Origin of the sequence: Bacillus cereus group sp. Bc031 (genome assembly GCF_027716265.1) — a bacterium.
Classification (GTDB): Bacteria; Bacillota; Bacilli; order Bacillales; family Bacillaceae_G; genus Bacillus_A; species Bacillus_A paranthracis.
This window is the reverse complement of record NZ_JAQFUL010000027.1, coordinates 16000-34402: the sequence shown is the minus strand read 5'-3', so window position 1 is coordinate 34402 and position 18403 is coordinate 16000. Positions and strand designations below refer to the sequence as shown.

The window sequence follows — 18403 nt, the reverse complement described above, 5'->3', positions numbered from 1 at the left end:
TCATTCTAATAAACTATTATTAAGGCTTATCTAAACTAATGTAAAAAAAGAGTAAAGCATCCACATGCTTTACTCTTTTTTTCTATTCGATAATATACTCGGCAGTTGTACATTAACTGCCAACTTATGAATAAATCCAAATACTAATCCAATCCCAATAAATATGTATAAGATTGTAAATATCTTTCCAAAATCAGTTTGCGGGCTAAAATTAGCATCACCGACAGTCGTCAACGTGACCACACTAAAATATAAAGCGTCAAGAGGACGTAATCCTTCAACTGTACTATAAAAAATCGTACCGGATGTTAATGTTAAAAATGTTAATACGAATAATACTTGAAATTCTTTATCTTTCCACGCTCGTAAACAAGCTTTTAGCATCCGTTTCAATGTCAACATAAATGAAAGCATTAGACTTCCCCTTCCAAACAAAATACCTGTAGTTACAGGAAAGTCTATCACCTTTCTGTATAGAAAAAAAGTAGCCCTCTTCTATTTCTAGAAAAGAGCTACTTTTTACTATTCTATATTATTTAGGTGAAACAAGAATTTTCACTTGTGTTTTATCTTTTACAAGTGCTTCAAATCCTTCTTCAACAACTTGATCTACTGTGATTTTTTTCGTAATTAATTTCTCTGCCTGAATTTGGCCAGAGCTAATTAATTTAATAACAGCTGGGAAGATATGACGGTATCCTAAAATACCAACCACTTCTTTTTCTTTTAGTACAAGATTATTTGGAGTAATTGTTGCGTCTTTTTCCCATACACTAACAATTACAGTTTGTCCTTCAAAGCTTGTGCTTTCAATTGCTTGACGAAGTACTACTTCAACACCAGTTACTTCAAAGCTTACATTTACACCTAAACCATTTGTTAAGTTGCGAATTTCAGCTAATACATCTTGAGTCGCTGGATTCAATACGTAATCCGCACCTGCTAATTTTGCTAACTCTTGACGTTCTTTAGAAAGCTCGACTGCAATAACAGGAGTTGCTCCTGCTGCTTTAGCTGCTTGGATAACAAGAAGTCCAATTGGACCACAACCAAATACTGCTACAGCTTCCCCTTCTTTTAATTTACTTTGACGTACTGCATGAACTGCTACAGCTGCTGGTTCTACAAGTGCACCTTGTTCATATGTCATTTCATCTGGAATATGGTGAACCATATCTTCTGGTACTACTGTATATTCAGAGAAACCGCCGCCTTCTCCGCCAAGACCGTGGAAAACAAGTTGTTCACAAACATTGTAATGTCCATGTTTACAAGCTTCACATTTACCACAAGAATAAATTGGTTCTACAACGACGCGGTCTCCCACTTTATGAGATGTAACGCCTTCACCGATTTCAACTACCTCACCGCTAAACTCATGACCTAAAATAACCGGTGCTTTTACATGTGTTAATGGATGCTCTTCTGTGGGAATAAAAATAGGTCCTGCTAAATATTCATGCAGGTCTGTCCCGCAGATACCACACCATTTCACTTTAATCTTAACTGCTCCTGGTTTTACAGTTGGTTCTGGTACTTCTTCTACTCTTACATCACGTTGATTATGCCAAAGTAATGCTTTCATTTTATACATCCCTCTCTATGTATATAATTAACCTGGTGAAGTTTACAAATCTATTATAATACTTCTATCCATATATTTCAAAAAAACAATCTCGTTCCCACTAAATTTTAACAAATAACGTTCAATATTTTGTCACTTTGTACTTTTTTCCACATCTGTTAATTCAATTTCATTGCGGTTGAAATTAGCATTATGCCATAATAGCATAGGAGAGGTGAATATCGCTTGAAATATTTTATTTACTTTATTGTTATCGTAGCGTTTCTAGATACATTTTCACAATTACCTATTATGAGTACGTTCGCTCAAAGTCTTGGGGGATCCCCTCTTATTATTGGGCTAGTTGTCGGCATGTACTCATTTGCTAATATGATTGGTAATATTATTGCTGGCGCTGCTGTCGATAAATTTGGTGCAAAAAAAATACTTTATATAAGCATGGGACTTACGAGTTTCATAGTCTTGTTATACACTGTTGTTCAAAGTGGTGAACAACTATTAGTTGTGCGCTTTATGCATGGCTTTAGTGACGGATTTTTAATTCCTGCTGCCTTTACGTTTTTATCAAAACAAACAACTGCAGCAAGGCAAGGTAAGGCAATGGCTCTATCTGGGGCTGCTGTTGGAACAGCGGCAATTGTAGGACCTTCTTTTAGCGGAATTATGAAAGCAACTGCCGGTATAGAGTGGGTGTTCATTACCATTTCTATTTTAATGGTTCTTGGTACAATCGTATCTCTCTTCTTCTTACCAAATAACGTATCAAGAAAAGATACTTCAAGAACACAAATGATGAACAAAGAAGATATGTTTGAACTATTGAAATCAGAACCGTTATTACAGGCATATATTGGTGCTTTCACACTCATGTTTTCACAAGGAATTGTCACTTATATGTTACCAGTAAAGGTTGAAGCATTAGCCCTTAAAGCATCTACAACAGGCATGATGTTAAGTGTATTCGGCATTACCGCTATCCTCTTCTTCTTACTGCCAACAAATCGTATTTACGATCGATTTAATCGTTCAAAACTAATGTTAATTGGTATTGCAGTAATGGCATTAGCATTATCTTTACTTGGATTATTCGCAACAAAAGGCATGCTCTTTATCGTTATGATGATTTATGGCATTGGGTTCGCTATCCTTTTCCCATCGATAAACGCATTACTTGTTGAAAATACAACAGATGATAAACGCGGAAAAGCATTCGGATTGTTTTATGCTTTCTTCTCATTAGGAGTTGTTGCTGGATCCTTTACAGTTGGAGCAATCGGGGCATCCCCTAGCGTTAGCTTCGTTATCGGAACTGCATTCTTATTAACATTTGCCGGAATGATTTATGTCAGAAGCAAAATAAAAAACAAAGGCAAAGTAAAAAAGACAATGATGGGTTAATTCCATCGTTGTCTTTTTTTTGCCGAATATATTACTTTTGTGTGTAGCTAAGTAACAATGTAAATAAATTGAATGGTAAAGGCAATACTACATTTCTTCTTTTACAAAAAAGTGTATCAATACCAACGATACTTCGACAATTTCCTCGGAAATATTTCCTTTCCCTACATAATTTGATACACTATAGATAAACAGACACTTGTATTACATAAGCTAAAATAATAACTTACTGTACAAATTCAAAAGCACATTCTTCATATGAAGAATGTGCTTTTCTGTTATTAACGTTTAATCCAAACAGCGCCTGCTGATTTATCCTCTGCCTGTCCAACAACTTGGAATTTAAGTCCAAGATTCGGAACTTTTCTTCCTGCGTCTGCAATTTGGTTGTTACTATATACTTTTGAATCATCAAAAGTTGTAACGCCTTGTAATCCAGAATAGTTAAACTGTCCACGTGTTAATGAATTTACACTCCATGCTGGTGTTTGATCAAATGAAAATGCTGCGTCTGCAATTTGCATACCTGTATTACCGTAAGTTGGTTTTCCGTTTAAATTGCCAACAAGTGCCTCTGGATGCGAATCTACAACACCAAGGAATCCTTCACCTGGATGCACCCCAACCCAGTTATCTTTGAAACTATCATCTGCATACCAAACGACAAGACCTGTATTATACACTGGACCTTTTCCTGCTTTTAAACCATTATCTGATCCCGCATAGTTTCTCCACTCTAAGTAGTAATAATGAGCTTTCTTCTCTGTCCCATCAGAAACAACAAAACCATTTACATTCATTTTAGACTGTCCTTCTGCATCATCAGAAAATACAACTTGTCCATCAACAGTTACATTTACATTGTCCATCGCAAAACCTTTATATGTTACAGCTGGATCTGTAATATAATCGAATTGTAGTTTCACTTTTTTGCCTTTAAATTGACTTAAATCATATGATTTATCAATCCATTTTCCATCTGTTGTATCTTTATCTCCTTGGACTACTTTTTCTCCAAGTCTATCAATTAATGTTTTCGTTCCATCTTCTGTTACTGCATGCACTTCAACAAAATCGCACTCTGCTTCTAACTCATAATTTGCTTTATAATCAAACTTTGCATTTGTTCCTTTTGTTAAATCAAAGAACGGTGTTTCTAATGTTGTATGCATATCATCGCCTCTTGTACTATAATATGCATGCTTTCCAAACTCCGGTTTAATTGTTTCAACACTTTTGCCTGGTAAGTTAACACGTACAACACCTGGACGATTTGATTTCGTAACACTTTGATCAATATATGTAGGAACTCCTGCACCACGCTTAATTTTATCGTAATCTACTTCTAAAATTTTTGCCCAGTTGCCACCCATATTCTTTTGTAAGAAATCTTTATTTTGTGGTGAAAAACTAGTTGGCTCTGTTCCTGCAATTTTCCCTGTCCAACTACCTCCACTCATTAATGACCAAGCTTCGACAGGTGAACCAGTTCCAGTATATTTCGTATCATATTCATCTGGTAATCCAAGATCATGTCCAAATTCATGCGCAAACACACCTACTGCTCCATCTTCTGGTTCAATTGTGTAATCATGTGCTGCTACTTTTCCACCAAAGTAATCTACTTTTGATTTTGTACCTTCAATCGCTACTGGATCTACTGCTAATTTTGAACGATGTGACCAGATCGCATCATCACCTAATTTACCACCACCTGCTTCTTGACCAACACCAGCATGGATTACCATTAAATGATCAATTACACCGTCAGGTTCATTTTGATTCCCATCCCCGTTTGTATCATATCTATCAAACTGATCAAACTGAGATAAATCTAACCCTTTCTCAGCAGCTGCATGTAAAGCTTCTTTCACTAAATCACGTGCGCCTTTTGGACCTTTGTTATCGTGACCACCGCTACCATCAGCTCCATAATCAGATGCTTTTCCTGGAACTGTTAGCCACTCCGTTACATATCCATCTGTCGTATAACTACCGCCAGACTGCTCTTCGTAATATTGTTTAAATGTTTTTACTTTCGAACCATCAAATAACGTATATGGTTCATTACCAAATAACATCTTTTGATAATGCTCTCTACTAAAGTCATTCGAATACATATACCCTGGTGTTTGATCAATATTATTATGTTTATAATCACTAAATTCAACAAGTAACACTAATACCTTATCCGTTCGAACAGATCCCTTATACGGCGCTTGCTTTGCTTTAGATGTTGGAACTTGCCCATTCAATTGTTTTTTATTTGGTTCAGGCTTTTGCTCAGGGCTAACGTTTTTTTCAGGTTTCTTTACCTTTTCCTTTTCTTCCATTTTTTTCTCTTTTATTTTTTTCACGAAATCAGATGCCTCTTTAGCAGTATCAGCTGGAAGAATTTCTTTATTTGCCTGGTCCCCTTGTTTCTTTTCAATATATTTCTCTACAGCCTTTTTCGTCTCTTCTTTAGAAGATGCTGGATTAATTTCTCCTCTTTCTTTCAGCGCTTCCGCTAGACGATCTTCTTGAATTAAATTGTAATCAATTGGTGTTGTAGACACATTTTCTTTCTCTTTTGCTGGCGTTTCTGCGTACGCTAATGGAGCACTCATTACAGATGTGCATCCGATAATTGCCGCAATTGCTAATGACGATAACACTTTAAATGGCGCTTTTCTTCTCATTTCATTTCTCTCCTTTTATAAAACTTAAAATTCAGATAAATCGGGATAAATAAGTGCATTTAAATCAAAAGCTCTACTTTCTGCCCTCCCTATATAAAAAGGCATAATTCTATAAACATTAAGCTTTCTGTTATAGAATCATGCCCTCCAGTTTTCTGGTCAGACTCTCTATCTGTCTATATCAAAATATGAAAAATAAAGAGTGATTTGTATATATTAAATAGTTTATATAACAAATTTAAAAGACAATATGCAAAATTGCATGAAAATTCTTTTAAATAAAAAAAAGAATCCTAGTCACTTAAACTAGGATTCTTGATTTTCTATTATTTCTCTTGTGTTTTTTCCCAATCAGCTAAGAATTTCTCAATTCCTTGATCTGTTAGTGGATGCTTCACTAATGAAGCAATTACGTTTGCTGGGATTGTTGCAATATGTGCACCATTTAATGCTGCGTCAGTTACGTGAACACTGTGACGTACAGATGCTGCGATGATTTCTGTTTCGATGCCGTGAATTGCAAAGATTTCTGCGATTTGACGAATTAAGTCCATACCGTTATGACCGATATCATCTAAGCGACCTAAGAATGGTGAAACGTATGTTGCACCAGCACGAGCTGCAAGTAATGCTTGAACTGCTGAGAACACTAATGTAACGTTTGTACGAATTCCTAAGTCAGAGAACGCTTTTACTGCTTTTAAACCTTCTGTTGTCATTGGAACTTTTACAACAACGTTTGGAGCAATTTTCGCTAACTCTTTTCCTTCTTCGATCATTTTATCTGCTTCTAAGCTAATTACTTCTGCACTTACAGGTCCTTCTACAACGTTGCAAATTTCACGAATGCGCTCGTGGAAGTCTACACCTTCTTTTGCTACAAGTGATGGATTTGTCGTTACTCCAGCTAATACGCCTAATGCATTTGCCTCTTTAATTTCGTTAATGTTTGCTGTATCAATAAAGAATTTCATTTGTTATTCTTCCTTCCTAATTTTCATTTTATATTTATTTATTTTTCTTAATAAGCTCTAATTCAATCGGAATAGATTTGTCCACTTTTTTACCTTGCGTGATCTCTTTCGCTGTTTGCATCGCCTTCTCTCCGATTAATTCCGGTTTTTGAGCGACTGTTGCAGCCATACGCCCATCGTTAACCGCTTTCACAGCATCTTCTGTTGCATCAAATCCAACAACGACTACATCCGTTTTTCCAGCAGACTTCAATGCTTCAAGTGCCCCTAATGCCATTTCGTCGTTGTGCGCAAACACGGCTTTAATGTCGCTATTCGCTTGCAAAATGTTTTCCATAACAGATAATCCTTTTGCTCTATCAAAATCAGCCGCTTGTTTAGCAACTACTTTTAAAGATTTATCCGCTACGTTATGGAATCCTTTCCCGCGCTCACGAGCAGCAGAAGATCCAGGGATTCCTTCTAATTCAGCAACGTTTGCTCCTTCGCCAACTAATTCACGAACGTAATCACTAGCCCTTTGACCACCTTCAATGTTATTAGAGGCAATGTGAGAAACAACTTTACCTGAATTTGCAACGCGGTCTACTGTAATAACAGGAACATTCGCTGCATTTGCTGCACTTACTGCTGAAGCAACAGCATCTGAATCAGTTGGATTAATAACAACTACATCGACACCTTTTTGAATTAAATCTTCAACATCATTTGTTTGCTTTGCTGCATCATTTTGTGCATCAACAGCAATCAATTCGATGCCACTATCTTTCGCTTTCTTTTCTGCACCTTTTTTCAAAGTTACAAAGAAGGGATTATTTAAAGTTGAAACAGAGAATCCAACTTTAATAGTTTTATTTCGACCTTTATCGCTAGAATCCTTTGCCCATTCTGGTGGTTCCATTGAACAACCAGCAGTAATGACCATAATACATGCAACGAATATAAGTAACCATTTCTTCATGAACTGTCCCTCCATTACGCTTCTTTTCGGCGATCAATTAATACAGCTAGTAAGATTACAAGTCCTTTTACAACTTGTTGGAAGAAAGAAGATACACCTAATAAATTTAAACCGTTATTTAGTACACCGATAATAAGTACACCGATGAATGTACCAACAATCCATCCTCTTCCCCCAGAAAGACTAGTTCCATCTAATACAACTGCTGCAATTGCATCTAATTCGTAAGAAGTACCTGCAGTCGGCTGTGCAGAATCTAGTCGTGATGTTAAGACAATACCTGCAAGCGCTGCCAAAATTCCGGAAAGACCGTAAATCATTACTTTAATTCTCGTAACATTAATACCTGATAATGCTGCTGCTTCTTCATTTCCACCAATTGCAAATGTACGGCGACCAAATGTCGTTTTCTTCAAAATGAAGTACAGTACTGCGAAAGCGATCATCATTGTAACAGCGGGTACCGGAATACCAAGAAAATAACCTCGGCCAAACATTTGGAACATTAAATGATCACCAAGACCAGTGATCGGACGTCCGTCCATATAAACAAGCGTCAACCCGCGAAAAATAGTCATTGTTGCTAAAGTCGCAATAAATGGAGCTACTTTTCCCTTCGCTATGATGATACCGTTTACAATTCCCATTACAAGACCAGCTAATAATCCAACTGTCATCGCAAGGAACGGGTCCATGCCACTTGCCATCATTCCAGCAACAAGTGCACTTGATAATGCTAAAATAGAACCTACCGATAAGTCAATACCCCCTGTTAAAATTACAAAGGTCATTCCGAATGCAATAAGCGCATTAATCGATACTTGACGCAGTATATTAAATAAATTTGGAATTTCAATAAACGCTGGATTTAAAGCCGTAATTACTACAATAATTAGCGCTAGTCCAATTAAAGACCCAAGTTGTTGTAATACATTCCCCTTCTTAGCCATCCTTACTCTCCCCCTGTAGCTAGTGCCATAATAGACTCTTGTGATGCCTCATCTTTCTCTAAAATGCCGCCGACTTTTCCTTCATGAATAACAAGAACGCGATCACTCATCCCTAAAACTTCTGGAAGCTCAGATGATACCATAATAACGGCATCTCCTTCTTCGGTAAGCTTATTCATAATAGAGTAAATTTCTTTTTTTGCTCCAACATCAACACCCCTTGTTGGCTCATCTAAAATGAGTAACTGCGGGTGGATACCTAGCCATTTTGCAATTACAACCTTTTGCTGATTTCCACCAGAAAGAGATTTTACCGCTTGCTCTCCACTAGATGCTTTCACATTAAGAAGCTTCATCATGTCCGCCGTAAACTGTTGTTCTAGTTCGTTACTTACGACACTCCCCTTTGAAAGACTTTCTAAATTCGTTAAAGCCAAATTTTCCCGAATTGAGAAATCTAGCACTAACCCTTCAGATTTTCTATCCTCTGTAATGAAAGCGATTCTTTGTCTAATCGCATCTATCGGACTATCAATCTTTACTTCTTGTCCATTTATAAAAATTTGGCCAGAATCTAAAGGTTCGTATCCAAATATCGCTTTCATAATATCTGTACGGCCAGCTCCCATCAAACCAGCAACACCAAGGATTTCACCTTTTCTCACCTGAAATGATACATTTTCAAACTTCCCTTTTTTCGTTCCATTACGCATTTCAAAAATAACATCGCCAATTTGACTATTTCGTTCTGGGTAACGTTCACCAATGCTGCGCCCCACCATCATACTCACTACCTCATCAAACGATGTTTCCGGAATGGATCTCTTTCCGACGTATTCCCCATCACGTAAAATCGTAATGGCATCGCATATTGAAAAAATTTCTTCCATTCGGTGTGAGATATAAACGAATGAAACGCCTTCTTTACGTAATTTATTAATGACGGTAAACAACGTTTCAATTTCACGATCTGTTAATGCAGCCGTAGGTTCATCCATAATAATAACGCTCGCGTTCGTCATTAGTGCTTTCGCAATTTCGATAATTTGCTGTTGGCCAACCGATAACTCTCCTGCCAACATAGCGCCTTTTACATGTAATCCTAACTCCGCTAGTTGCTGCTGCGCAATCGCGTTCATTTGACGCGTACGTAAAATACCTGTCTTCCCATACATTAACTCTTTACCGAGAAACATATTTTCAGCTACTGTTAAATTCGATAATATGTTCAATTCTTGATGTATAAATGCAATACCGTACTCTTCAGCTTCTTTCGCATTTTTAAAAGTTCGTTCTTGTCCATCAATCGTAATCGTTCCACCATCTCTTGTGTATACACCTGTTAAAATCTTCATGAGCGTTGATTTACCCGCTCCATTTTCCCCCATCAATGCATGGACTTCTCCTGTTTCAATCATAAATTGTGCATTCTTCAAAACAGGATTTCCATTGAACGCCTTTGAAATATTTTTCATTTCAATACGCATTCCCATCACTTCCCTTTATTAAAAAATCACGCCTGCATGTAAAATTACATTGGCATAAGGCGTAGCCTCGCCTGTACGAATAATGGCCTTCGCTTTCTTTGTATGCTCTTTAAATTGTTCATGAGATACATATTCAAACGCTGGTTCTATTAATTTTAGTTCGATTTCTTTATTTACTTCCGCATTGTTGTTAATGACTTCTTCTGCTAACGTCACTTTTTCAATTGCCATATCATCCGCTACCACTTGCAATACATCTAAAAAGCTAGGTTTTCCTATTTCAACAGCTAGATCAATTCTCTTTACTCCGTCAGGAATTGGTAAACCGCAATCAGCGATTACAATCGTATCCGTATGTCCAAGTGAAGCAAGCACTGCTGCAATCTCACTGTTTAATACGCCGTGCTTTTTCATCCGACAATCACCTGCACTTCACGTACTCTATCTCTCGTTGGCATACCGCCTTGTGCTCCAAGCTTCGTTACAGAAAGACCACCAGCAATATTCGCAAAACGAATTGCTTTTTGAAGTGTTTCTCCTTCAGAAAGCGCAACTGCTAATGCACCATTAAATGTATCACCAGCTCCAGTCGTATCTACTACATCAACAGCAATGCTAGGAACATGTACAATCTCCGTACCATTATGGAAACGTACACCGTTAGAACCTTCTGTCATCAATAGTTTGTTTGGATATTTAGCCAGTAACTCTTCAATTGGTGATGTGAAATCATCTAATACGATGCGACACTCATGTTCATTTGGCGTAATATAAGTTGCCTTTTCTAAAATATCTTCTGATAACACTTGTGCTGGCGCTGGGTTTAACATAACCGGGATTTTGTGTTCCTCACAAATAGCTAATACATATTTTACTGTTTCAAGCGGAATCTCTAGTTGAAGCACAACCATATCAGCTTTTATAAGAAGATCTTTTGAACGATTTACAACCGACTCATTGACAAGAGCATTCGCTCCTTGCACGACAACAATACTGTTATCCTCTTCTGCTAAAACGATATGAGCAATTCCTGTCGCCGCATCTGTAACCGGTACCACATAGTCGATAAAAACGCGTTCGTTCTCTAAATTTTTTCTAACTACAGTTCCATAATTATCGTCTCCTACCGCTCCAACCATCGCTACATTTGCGCCTAATCTAGCTGCAGCAACCGCCTGGTTAGCTCCTTTCCCTCCTGGAATTGTATGAAATGCTTCACCAATTACTGTTTCCCCTGCTTTCGGACGTTTTTTTGAAACGGCCACTAAGTCCATTGAAATACTACCTACTACTGCAATATTTGGCATCTATTTCATCTCCTTATTTCGTTGTATTTCGTTCTATAATTTCAATCGGTAAACGATAGTGTTTCTCTTCTAATACGTTTCCTTCCATCTGCTCTAACAACAGTTCTGTTGCAACTTTCCCCATTTCATAAATTGGCTGTGCAACAGTTGTAATAGATGGATACATCATCTCTGTTAAAGAAATTCCATCGAATCCGATAATTTGTAAATCATCCGGAATAGAAATCCCCTTTTGAAGCGCAGCCTTTACGATACCTATTGCAATTAAATCATTCCCAGCAACAATTCCATCAATATGCGGGTATTCTTCTAATAGTTCCACCGCTACACGCTCACTATTAGCTGGATCAAATGTACTCTCTGCAATCATATAAGAAAGATTATTTTGCGTAATAACGTCTACAAAGCCTTCAAAACGTTCATTAGCTGTACTTACGTCACGCGGTCCACGAATATGCGCAATATGTTTACAGCCTTTATCTATTAATAACTTTGTCGCTGCCTGACTTCCCGCATAGTTATCTGCATACACAGCAGGTATACGCTCATTAAACATACGGTCAATTGCAACGACTGGTACTGACAAGTTCATGTAATTCACACTATTTTGTGGATTTGTCGCTACAATAAATCCATCTACATTATTTTGCCTAAGTACATCAATATATCGCTTTTCTTTCTCTAAACTTTCATCAGAGTTACAAAGTACAACTGTATACCCTTGCTTATGCGCTACATCTTCTACGGCACGTGCAACTTCTGGAAAGAATGGATTCACGATATTTGGAACAACTAAGCCAATTAAACGAGATTTTTTATTATACAGTGAACGCGCTACTGTACTAGGCTTATAGTCTAGCATCTCAATCGCTCGTTCTACTTTCTTTAACGTATCTTCATGAACATATCCATTTTTATTTAACACTCTGGAAACGGTCGCAACAGATACTCCCGCTAATTTTGCAACGTCTTTAATCGTACTCATTTTCTTTCCTCTCCATTTCATGTAACCGTTTACAGAAGATAATATAACGTATTTCTAGAAATACGTCAATCATTTCTCACGAAAAAGCTTTTAAGGTTATACTCAAAAAAGCACCGCCATAAGGCGATGCTTTTTCATTACGAATAGGATACAGTTTGTTCTTTTTCCTCTGTAGCTGGCTCTTCAGCATCTTTTTTACGATCTGACAGTTTAATCTTCTGTAAGAAAATCGTAAAGATAGCGCCTACTACGATAAATACTAATCCTGTTAAGAATACAGTATGAAGTGAGTCTACTAAAGAGTTTTTCAAAATTGGTACAATGCTATTAGCGAATGCTTCTGGCATTTGTTTTAATGCCTCTGGACTAAATAACATTGAATATAAGCCTTGCGGATCTGTATGAATCATATCTTTAAATTTCGTTACCATTTGTCCCGCTTCTTTCGGGAATGTATCTAATACAGGTACTAAATTTTTTGTTAACGTTGTACCTGAAGTGTTATTCATGATTGATCCTAAAATTGTAATACCAAATGTTCCGCCGATTTGACGGAAGAACTGACTTGATGATGTTACGACACCAAGATCTTTTTTCGGGAAGCTTTCTTGTAACGCTAATGTTAATGTCGGCATTACAAGACCCATTCCTAAACCGATAACCATCATATAAGAAGTAGCAGTCAATTTAGTTGTGTGCATATCCATCGTTGTTAATAACCAGAACCCTCCAGCCATTATAAGCATTCCTGTAATAATTTGTGGTTTTACACCAACTTTTAATACAAGTTGCCCGCCAATAATACTCATCACAATCATTGTAATCATCATTGGCGTCATAATTGTTCCTGATTCAGCAGCACTTACTCCTACAATTCCTTGCATGAAGAATGGTACGAACATAATCGCACCGAACATTCCAATACTCATAAAGAATCCAATCGCATTTAGTAATGTAAATGTACGATTTTTAAAGAAATGCATCGGTAAAATTGGTTCTTCCGCTTTCGTTTCAACGATAACAAAGCTAACGATACCAATTAAAGCTAATGCAAATAACCCGATAATTTGCCAAGAATCCCATGCGTAATCTTTCCCGCCAAACGTTAATGCAAGTAATAAACTTACAACACCGAGAATCATCGTAAAGATCCCAGCGATATCAATTTTAATTGGTCCTGTTTGTTTATGTGATTTTAATCCCATTGCAATAAAGATTGTTGCTAAAATACCAACTGGCAAGTTAATGTAGAATACCCATCTCCAGTTCACTGCATCTACAATCCAACCACCCACTTGTGGTCCAATTACAGAAGCAAGACCGTATAACGCACCAAAAATACCTTGCCATTTCGCACGTTCTTTCCCCGTGAACATATCTCCAATAATAATCATAGCCATCGGCATCATAATACCGCCGCCAAGACCTTGAATACCACGGAAAATAATTAATTCTGTCATACCATTTGCCATACCACATAATGCTGAGCCAACCATAAAGATAACTAGCCCTGTTATATATACGTTACGACGGCCAAGTAAATCCGCTAATTTACCTGCGATTGGTACAACTGTCGTTGATGTTAACATATAAGCTGTTGTTAACCACGTCATTAAGCTTAATCCGCCTAGTTCACCAACGATACGTGGCATTGCTGTACCAACGATCGTTCCATCTAAGGCAGCAAATAGCATCGCAATGATTAAACCGATTAACAACAACTTTCTATTTATATTTTCTTGTTGCTCCATGTAATCTCCTCAATTCCTCTTAGTTATTCTCTTTTTTCTCTTGTGTCCCGCAAATAATTGTTTCTAACTTCTCAAAGAGGCGTAACAAATCTTCTCTTTCTTGTAATTCTAAATGCGAGAAATATTTTGCAATGTGCTCATTACGAGCGGTCATTGCCTCTTCTACTCTAGCTTTCCCCTTTTTGGTTAACTCAATGACGACAACACGACGGTCCTCTTTGTCGTGATAACGCTCTACAAGCTCTTGGTCAATTAAGCGATCGATCATCACTGTAATTGCACTAGGCTTTACATACATCTTTTTTGCTAATTTTGTCGCCCTTGAAGCTCCATAATGATCTAAAATCTTTAAAATATAAAACTGCGGTGGTGTAAGTCCTGTTGCTTGCATTTGTTCTAATAACTCTGTCTGCATTTTCTTTCCAATCGAAAAGGCAAGAGCTTGAATTTTATCGATATGCGTCATATCATTTGGCATGTTATCCACCTCTTATTTAAACAATAAAATATTTAACGTATTTAAATATTAATCCGACGAACAAAATCCGTCAACACTTTTTATCTATAAAAACGTTTACATTTTTGTCACAAAGTTGTATAATTTTCGACGAAGTTAATATTGACAGTCACGGAGAATCGGAGTACACGGCTATGAATCATAAAAAAGGAAACTTTTTTATATTTCATGGCCTTTTTATATTCTCTCTGACTTACGACACTTCGAATTAATTTGGGGAGGATTTTCATTTTATGTTTTTCACACAATTCTTTAAACCTGCGCCCCACGCGGAACGCTTACCAGCTGATCGCGTTGATAGTGAATACCGTAAATTACGTTTACAAGTATTCTTAGGTATTTTCATCGGCTATGCAGGCTACTACTTTGTTCGAAAAAACTTTTCACTAGCAATGCCATACTTAATTGAACAAGGCTTTAGTAAAGGGGAGCTTGGGGTTATCCTTTCAGCAGTTTCTATCGCTTACGGATTAAGTAAATTTCTTATGGGTATCGTATCCGATCGTTGTAATCCTCGCTACTTTTTAGCAGCTGGGCTATTTTTATCAGGTATCATTAATATTATTTTCGGCTCATTTTCTTTCATTACAACGAGCATTATACTTATGTTTGTACTTCAGTTTTTAAATGGATGGGTACAAGGGATGGGATGGCCTCCTTGTGGTCGTACAATGGTTCACTGGTTCTCTATTAGTGAACGTGGTACAAAAATGTCTATTTGGAACGTCGCTCATAATGTCGGTGGCGCACTTATGCCTTCCCTTGTAACATTAGGGTTATATTTCTTTGCAAATGACTGGAAAAGTATTTTTTACTTCCCAGGTATTCTTTCAATTTTAGTTGGTATTTATGTATTAATTACGATGAGAGATACACCTCAATCTTGCGGATTACCTTCTATTGAAGAACATACTGGAGAATATCCACCAGATGAAAAAGTACAAGATCGCGAACGCGAACTTTCAGTAAAGGAAATTTTATTTACATACGTACTAAACAATAAATTTTTATGGTACATCGCTATTGCGAACGTTTTCGTATATTTCGTACGTTACGGTGTTGTAGACTGGGCTCCTACTTATTTAGTAGAAGAAAAAAGCTTTACTCATAGTAGCTCACGTACAGCTTATGCTCTATATGAATGGGCTGGTATTCCAGGTACACTTCTTTGCGGCTGGATGAGTGATAAACTATTTAAAGGACGCCGCGCACCTGCTGGTATTTTATTTATGGTTGGTGTATTTATCGCCGTTCTTGTATACTGGCTAAACCCTCCTGGTAATCCAATGGTTGATAGTATCGCACTTGTTGCAATTGGATTTTTAATTTACGGACCTGTTATGTTAATTGGTCTACACGCTCTTGACTTAGCACCAAAGAAAGCGGCTGGAACTGCAGCTGGATTAACTGGCTTCTTCGGTTACTTAGGCGGAGCAGCTTTCGCTAGTGCCGCTATGGGCTTTATCGTCGATGCATTCGGATGGGATGGCGGATTCATCTTATTACTTGTATCTTGTGTACTTGCAATGTTCTTCCTTGCTCTTACTTTAAAGACAGGATCTCCAAAACAAAAGCAAGCTTAAGCACTAATATTATTCTTATCAAAAAAAGAGAGACTGTTCTTTCCAGAACGTCTCTCTTTTTTCTACATATAATACTTTTTTCTTACAAAAGATTTATTTCCCTCTCTTATACATGTTAGCGTTTTCAAAGCGCTTCAACTACTTATATACATGCATCCAATCTCTATATAAAAAGATTTTTGAATATTTTCTCAACTTATGCTTGTCAAACATCGTCAATTTATATTAAAATAACAACAACATACAAAATATTTAGTCTTTTCAGAAAGATGGAGGGATAGCCATGAAGAATCCACTTCTTCGCATTGAAAACTTACAGACTTCCTTTCGCATACAAGATCAATATCATGCCGCAGTTGATGATGTTTCGTTAACTGTCCATGAAAATGAAATTGTCGCGATAGTTGGTGAATCAGGTTGCGGAAAAAGTGCACTTGCCCTTTCCATTATGCGACTGCATAATGAAGCAAATACAAAATTACAAGGGCAGCTTAACTATAGAGATAAGGATTTACTAACGATGTCAGCCGCAGAGATGAATAAAGTACGCGGATCAAACATCGGTATGATTTTCCAAGAACCTCTTACAGCACTCGATCCTCTTATGACAGTTGGAAAACAAATCGAAGAAAATTTAGACTACCACACAAGCCTTTCAAAAGTTGAAAAGAAAGAACGCACCTTAGAACTACTTCATCAAGTTGGTATTCCAAAACCAGAACTTACATATAAACAATACCCACACGAATTATCTGGCGGAATGAGACAAAGAATTGTTATCGCAATTGCAATTGCTTGTAACCCAGCACTCGTTATTGCGGATGAACCGACAACGGCTCTTGATGTAACCATCCAAGCACAAATTTTAGACTTACTAAAATCTATTCAAGAACAAACGAAAATGGGCATCATTTTAATTACTCATGATTTAAGTGTTGTCGCAGAAACAGCCGATCGTATCGTCGTTATGTACGCTGGACAAGTTGTAGAAACAGGAAAAGTTGAAGAGATTTTTAACAACCCTCTTCACCCATATACTCGTTCTCTATTAAACTCCATTCCATCTGCGTATGCTGAAAAGGAAAAATTACATGTTATTCAAGGTGTTGTGCCGACATTAGCTAAGTTACCTCGCACAGGTTGTCGATTCCAAGCACGAATTCCGTGGATTAGACCTGATCAACATGAAGAAAATCCCGTTTTACATGAAGTAAAACCAGACCATTGGGTACGTTGCACTTGCTACAAACATTTTAACTTCCAAGATAAGAAAGGAGATGACGTAACTCATGGCACTGCTTAAAGTAGAAGATTTAAAAGTACACTTTCCAATTAAAGGTGGTATTTTCGGTCGTACATTAGATTACGTTCGTGCTGTTGATGGCGTAAGCTTCGAACTACAACCTGGCGAAACGTACGGAATCGTTGGGGAATCTGGGAGCGGCAAATCAACAACTGGAAAAGCAATTATGCACTTAACAAAAGCAACAGGCGGTAGCATTCATTTTAATAATAGAGATTTAACAAAATTAAGTCGCTCAGAACTAAGAGAACAGCGAAAAGATATTCAGATGATTTTTCAAGATCCTTATTCATCCTTAAACCCGAAGAAACGTGTTATGGATATTATCGCTGAACCACTTCGGAATTTTGAGAAACTCTCACCTGATGAAGAGCGTAGAGCTGTTCAAGATTATCTTGATAAAGTTGGCTTAAATCCAGAGTCTATTTATAAATACCCACATGAATTTTCCGGTGGCCAAAGACAGCGGATTGGTATTGCACGCGCACTTACACTAAAGCCGAAGCTTATTATCGCAGATGAACCTGTATCTGCACTTGATGTGTCAGTACAAGCGCAAGTTTTAAACTTCTTACAAGATTTACAATCTGAACTCGGACTAACATACTTATTTATTAGTCATGATTTAGGTGTAATTCGCCATATGTGTGACCGTATCGGTGTTATGTATCGCGGACGCATTGTGGAAGAAGCAACTAGTGCTGAAATTTATAATAACCCACAGCACATCTATACGAAGCGCCTAATATCAGCTATTCCTGATATTCGTCCTGAAAACCGCGAACAGCAACGGAAATTACGTCGTGAAGTAAGTGCTGAGTATGAGAACTCATATGAAAATTATTTCAACGAAAATGGCCGTGCTTACGATTTAAAACCAATCTCGCCAACGCATCGGGTGGCATTACCATAAGGGAGTGA

At 37.4% G+C, this 18403-nt stretch carries 16 protein-coding genes; 4 read left to right on the top strand and 12 right to left on the bottom strand.

Features of this window, described 5'->3' with window-relative positions; translation table 11 throughout:
- Positions 1-69 precede the first annotated feature (69 nt).
- Together PDQ33_RS12665 and bdhA are read right to left on the bottom strand one after the other, a co-directional pair.
- Positions 70-414, bottom strand: a complete 345-nt coding sequence (locus tag PDQ33_RS12665) for a potassium channel family protein (RefSeq protein ID WP_000948234.1) — start codon at positions 412-414, stop codon at positions 70-72.
- 118 nt (positions 415-532) lie between these two features.
- The gene (bdhA, locus tag PDQ33_RS12660; protein ID WP_000645822.1) at positions 533-1585 is read right to left on the bottom strand and encodes a (R,R)-butanediol dehydrogenase; all 1053 of its coding nucleotides are present in this window, start codon (positions 1583-1585) and stop codon (positions 533-535) included.
- A gap of 225 nt (positions 1586-1810) precedes the next feature.
- Here bdhA and PDQ33_RS12655 point away from each other — a divergent pair, with 225 nt between their 5' ends.
- Positions 1811-2983, top strand: a complete 1173-nt coding sequence (locus PDQ33_RS12655; RefSeq protein WP_000873255.1) for an MFS transporter — start codon at positions 1811-1813, stop codon at positions 2981-2983.
- Positions 2984-3264: 281 nt separating this feature from the next.
- Here the strand turns inward: PDQ33_RS12655 and inhA2 are convergent, their stop codons facing one another.
- From inhA2 to PDQ33_RS12605, 10 genes are all read right to left on the bottom strand, one after another.
- Positions 3265-5664 (bottom strand): M6 family metalloprotease immune inhibitor InhA2, encoded by a 2400-nt coding sequence (inhA2, locus tag PDQ33_RS12650; RefSeq protein ID WP_270393580.1) that lies wholly within the window; start codon positions 5662-5664, stop codon positions 3265-3267.
- Positions 5665-5990: 326 nt separating this feature from the next.
- Entirely contained in the window at positions 5991-6638 is a 648-nt protein-coding gene (gene fsa, locus PDQ33_RS12645; protein ID WP_000667661.1) for a fructose-6-phosphate aldolase, read from the bottom strand.
- Positions 6639-6672: 34 nt separating this feature from the next.
- Positions 6673-7599: a ribose ABC transporter substrate-binding protein RbsB gene (gene rbsB / locus PDQ33_RS12640; protein ID WP_076872100.1), complete on the bottom strand. Its 927-nt coding sequence runs from the start codon at positions 7597-7599 to the stop codon at positions 6673-6675.
- A gap of 14 nt (positions 7600-7613) precedes the next feature.
- Entirely contained in the window at positions 7614-8549 is a 936-nt protein-coding gene (locus PDQ33_RS12635; protein WP_270755828.1) for an ABC transporter permease subunit, read from the bottom strand.
- Positions 8550-8551: 2 nt separating this feature from the next.
- Complete coding sequence (rbsA, locus tag PDQ33_RS12630) at positions 8552-10036, bottom strand: ribose ABC transporter ATP-binding protein RbsA (protein WP_270755829.1); 1485 nt, start codon at positions 10034-10036, stop codon at positions 8552-8554.
- Positions 10037-10054: 18 nt separating this feature from the next.
- Positions 10055-10450 (bottom strand): D-ribose pyranase, encoded by a 396-nt coding sequence (gene rbsD / locus PDQ33_RS12625; protein WP_000716141.1) that lies wholly within the window; start codon positions 10448-10450, stop codon positions 10055-10057.
- Positions 10447-11343 (bottom strand): ribokinase, encoded by an 897-nt coding sequence (rbsK, locus tag PDQ33_RS12620; protein WP_001132854.1) that lies wholly within the window; start codon positions 11341-11343, stop codon positions 10447-10449. Before rbsK ends, rbsD begins: the two co-directional genes overlap by 4 nt.
- Positions 11344-11356: 13 nt before the next feature.
- Positions 11357-12328, bottom strand: coding sequence for a ribose operon transcriptional repressor RbsR (rbsR, locus tag PDQ33_RS12615; protein WP_270755831.1), 972 nt, complete (start codon positions 12326-12328; stop codon positions 11357-11359).
- A 137-nt stretch (positions 12329-12465) separates the two neighbouring features.
- The gene (locus PDQ33_RS12610; protein WP_000437635.1) at positions 12466-14079 is read right to left on the bottom strand and encodes an MDR family MFS transporter; all 1614 of its coding nucleotides are present in this window, start codon (positions 14077-14079) and stop codon (positions 12466-12468) included.
- Between the two features lie 19 nt (positions 14080-14098).
- A complete protein-coding gene (locus PDQ33_RS12605; protein WP_001132364.1) occupies positions 14099-14557 on the bottom strand; it encodes a MarR family winged helix-turn-helix transcriptional regulator in 459 nt (152 codons plus the stop codon).
- Positions 14558-14829: 272 nt separating this feature from the next.
- Here PDQ33_RS12605 and glpT point away from each other — a divergent pair, with 272 nt between their 5' ends.
- The 3 genes from glpT to PDQ33_RS12590 all read left to right on the top strand — a co-directional run bounded on the left by glpT (position 14830) and on the right by PDQ33_RS12590 (position 18395).
- The gene (gene glpT, locus PDQ33_RS12600; protein ID WP_000466372.1) at positions 14830-16179 is read left to right on the top strand and encodes a glycerol-3-phosphate transporter; all 1350 of its coding nucleotides are present in this window, start codon (positions 14830-14832) and stop codon (positions 16177-16179) included.
- A 283-nt stretch (positions 16180-16462) separates the two neighbouring features.
- Positions 16463-17482, top strand: a complete 1020-nt coding sequence (locus PDQ33_RS12595; protein ID WP_076872101.1) for an ABC transporter ATP-binding protein — start codon at positions 16463-16465, stop codon at positions 17480-17482.
- Complete coding sequence (locus PDQ33_RS12590) at positions 17469-18395, top strand: ABC transporter ATP-binding protein (RefSeq protein ID WP_076872102.1); 927 nt, start codon at positions 17469-17471, stop codon at positions 18393-18395. Before PDQ33_RS12595 ends, PDQ33_RS12590 begins: the two co-directional genes overlap by 14 nt.
- The last annotated feature ends 8 nt before the right edge of the window (positions 18396-18403 follow it).

Bases quoted from the DNA above. Each gene is read 5' to 3' on its own strand.
- PDQ33_RS12665 (WP_000948234.1), bottom strand. From the start codon at position 414: ATGCTTTCATTTATGTTGACATTGAAACGGATGCTAAAAGCTTGTTTA.
- bdhA (WP_000645822.1), bottom strand. From the start codon at position 1,585: ATGAAAGCATTACTTTGGCATAATCAACGTGATGTAAGAGTAGAAGAA.
- inhA2 (WP_270393580.1), bottom strand. From the start codon at position 5,664: ATGAGAAGAAAAGCGCCATTTAAAGTGTTATCGTCATTAGCAATTGCG.
- fsa (WP_000667661.1), bottom strand. From the start codon at position 6,638: ATGAAATTCTTTATTGATACAGCAAACATTAACGAAATTAAAGAGGCA.
- rbsB (WP_076872100.1), bottom strand. From the start codon at position 7,599: ATGAAGAAATGGTTACTTATATTCGTTGCATGTATTATGGTCATTACT.
- PDQ33_RS12635 (WP_270755828.1), bottom strand. From the start codon at position 8,549: ATGGCTAAGAAGGGGAATGTATTACAACAACTTGGGTCTTTAATTGGA.
- rbsA (WP_270755829.1), bottom strand. From the start codon at position 10,036: ATGCGTATTGAAATGAAAAATATTTCAAAGGCGTTCAATGGAAATCCT.
- rbsD (WP_000716141.1), bottom strand. From the start codon at position 10,450: ATGAAAAAGCACGGCGTATTAAACAGTGAGATTGCAGCAGTGCTTGCT.
- rbsK (WP_001132854.1), bottom strand. From the start codon at position 11,343: ATGCCAAATATTGCAGTAGTAGGTAGTATTTCAATGGACTTAGTGGCC.
- rbsR (WP_270755831.1), bottom strand. From the start codon at position 12,328: ATGAGTACGATTAAAGACGTTGCAAAATTAGCGGGAGTATCTGTTGCG.
- PDQ33_RS12610 (WP_000437635.1), bottom strand. From the start codon at position 14,079: ATGGAGCAACAAGAAAATATAAATAGAAAGTTGTTGTTAATCGGTTTA.
- PDQ33_RS12605 (WP_001132364.1), bottom strand. From the start codon at position 14,557: ATGCCAAATGATATGACGCATATCGATAAAATTCAAGCTCTTGCCTTT.
- glpT (WP_000466372.1), top strand. From the start codon at position 14,830: ATGTTTTTCACACAATTCTTTAAACCTGCGCCCCACGCGGAACGCTTA.
- PDQ33_RS12595 (WP_076872101.1), top strand. From the start codon at position 16,463: ATGAAGAATCCACTTCTTCGCATTGAAAACTTACAGACTTCCTTTCGC.
- PDQ33_RS12590 (WP_076872102.1), top strand. From the start codon at position 17,469: ATGGCACTGCTTAAAGTAGAAGATTTAAAAGTACACTTTCCAATTAAA.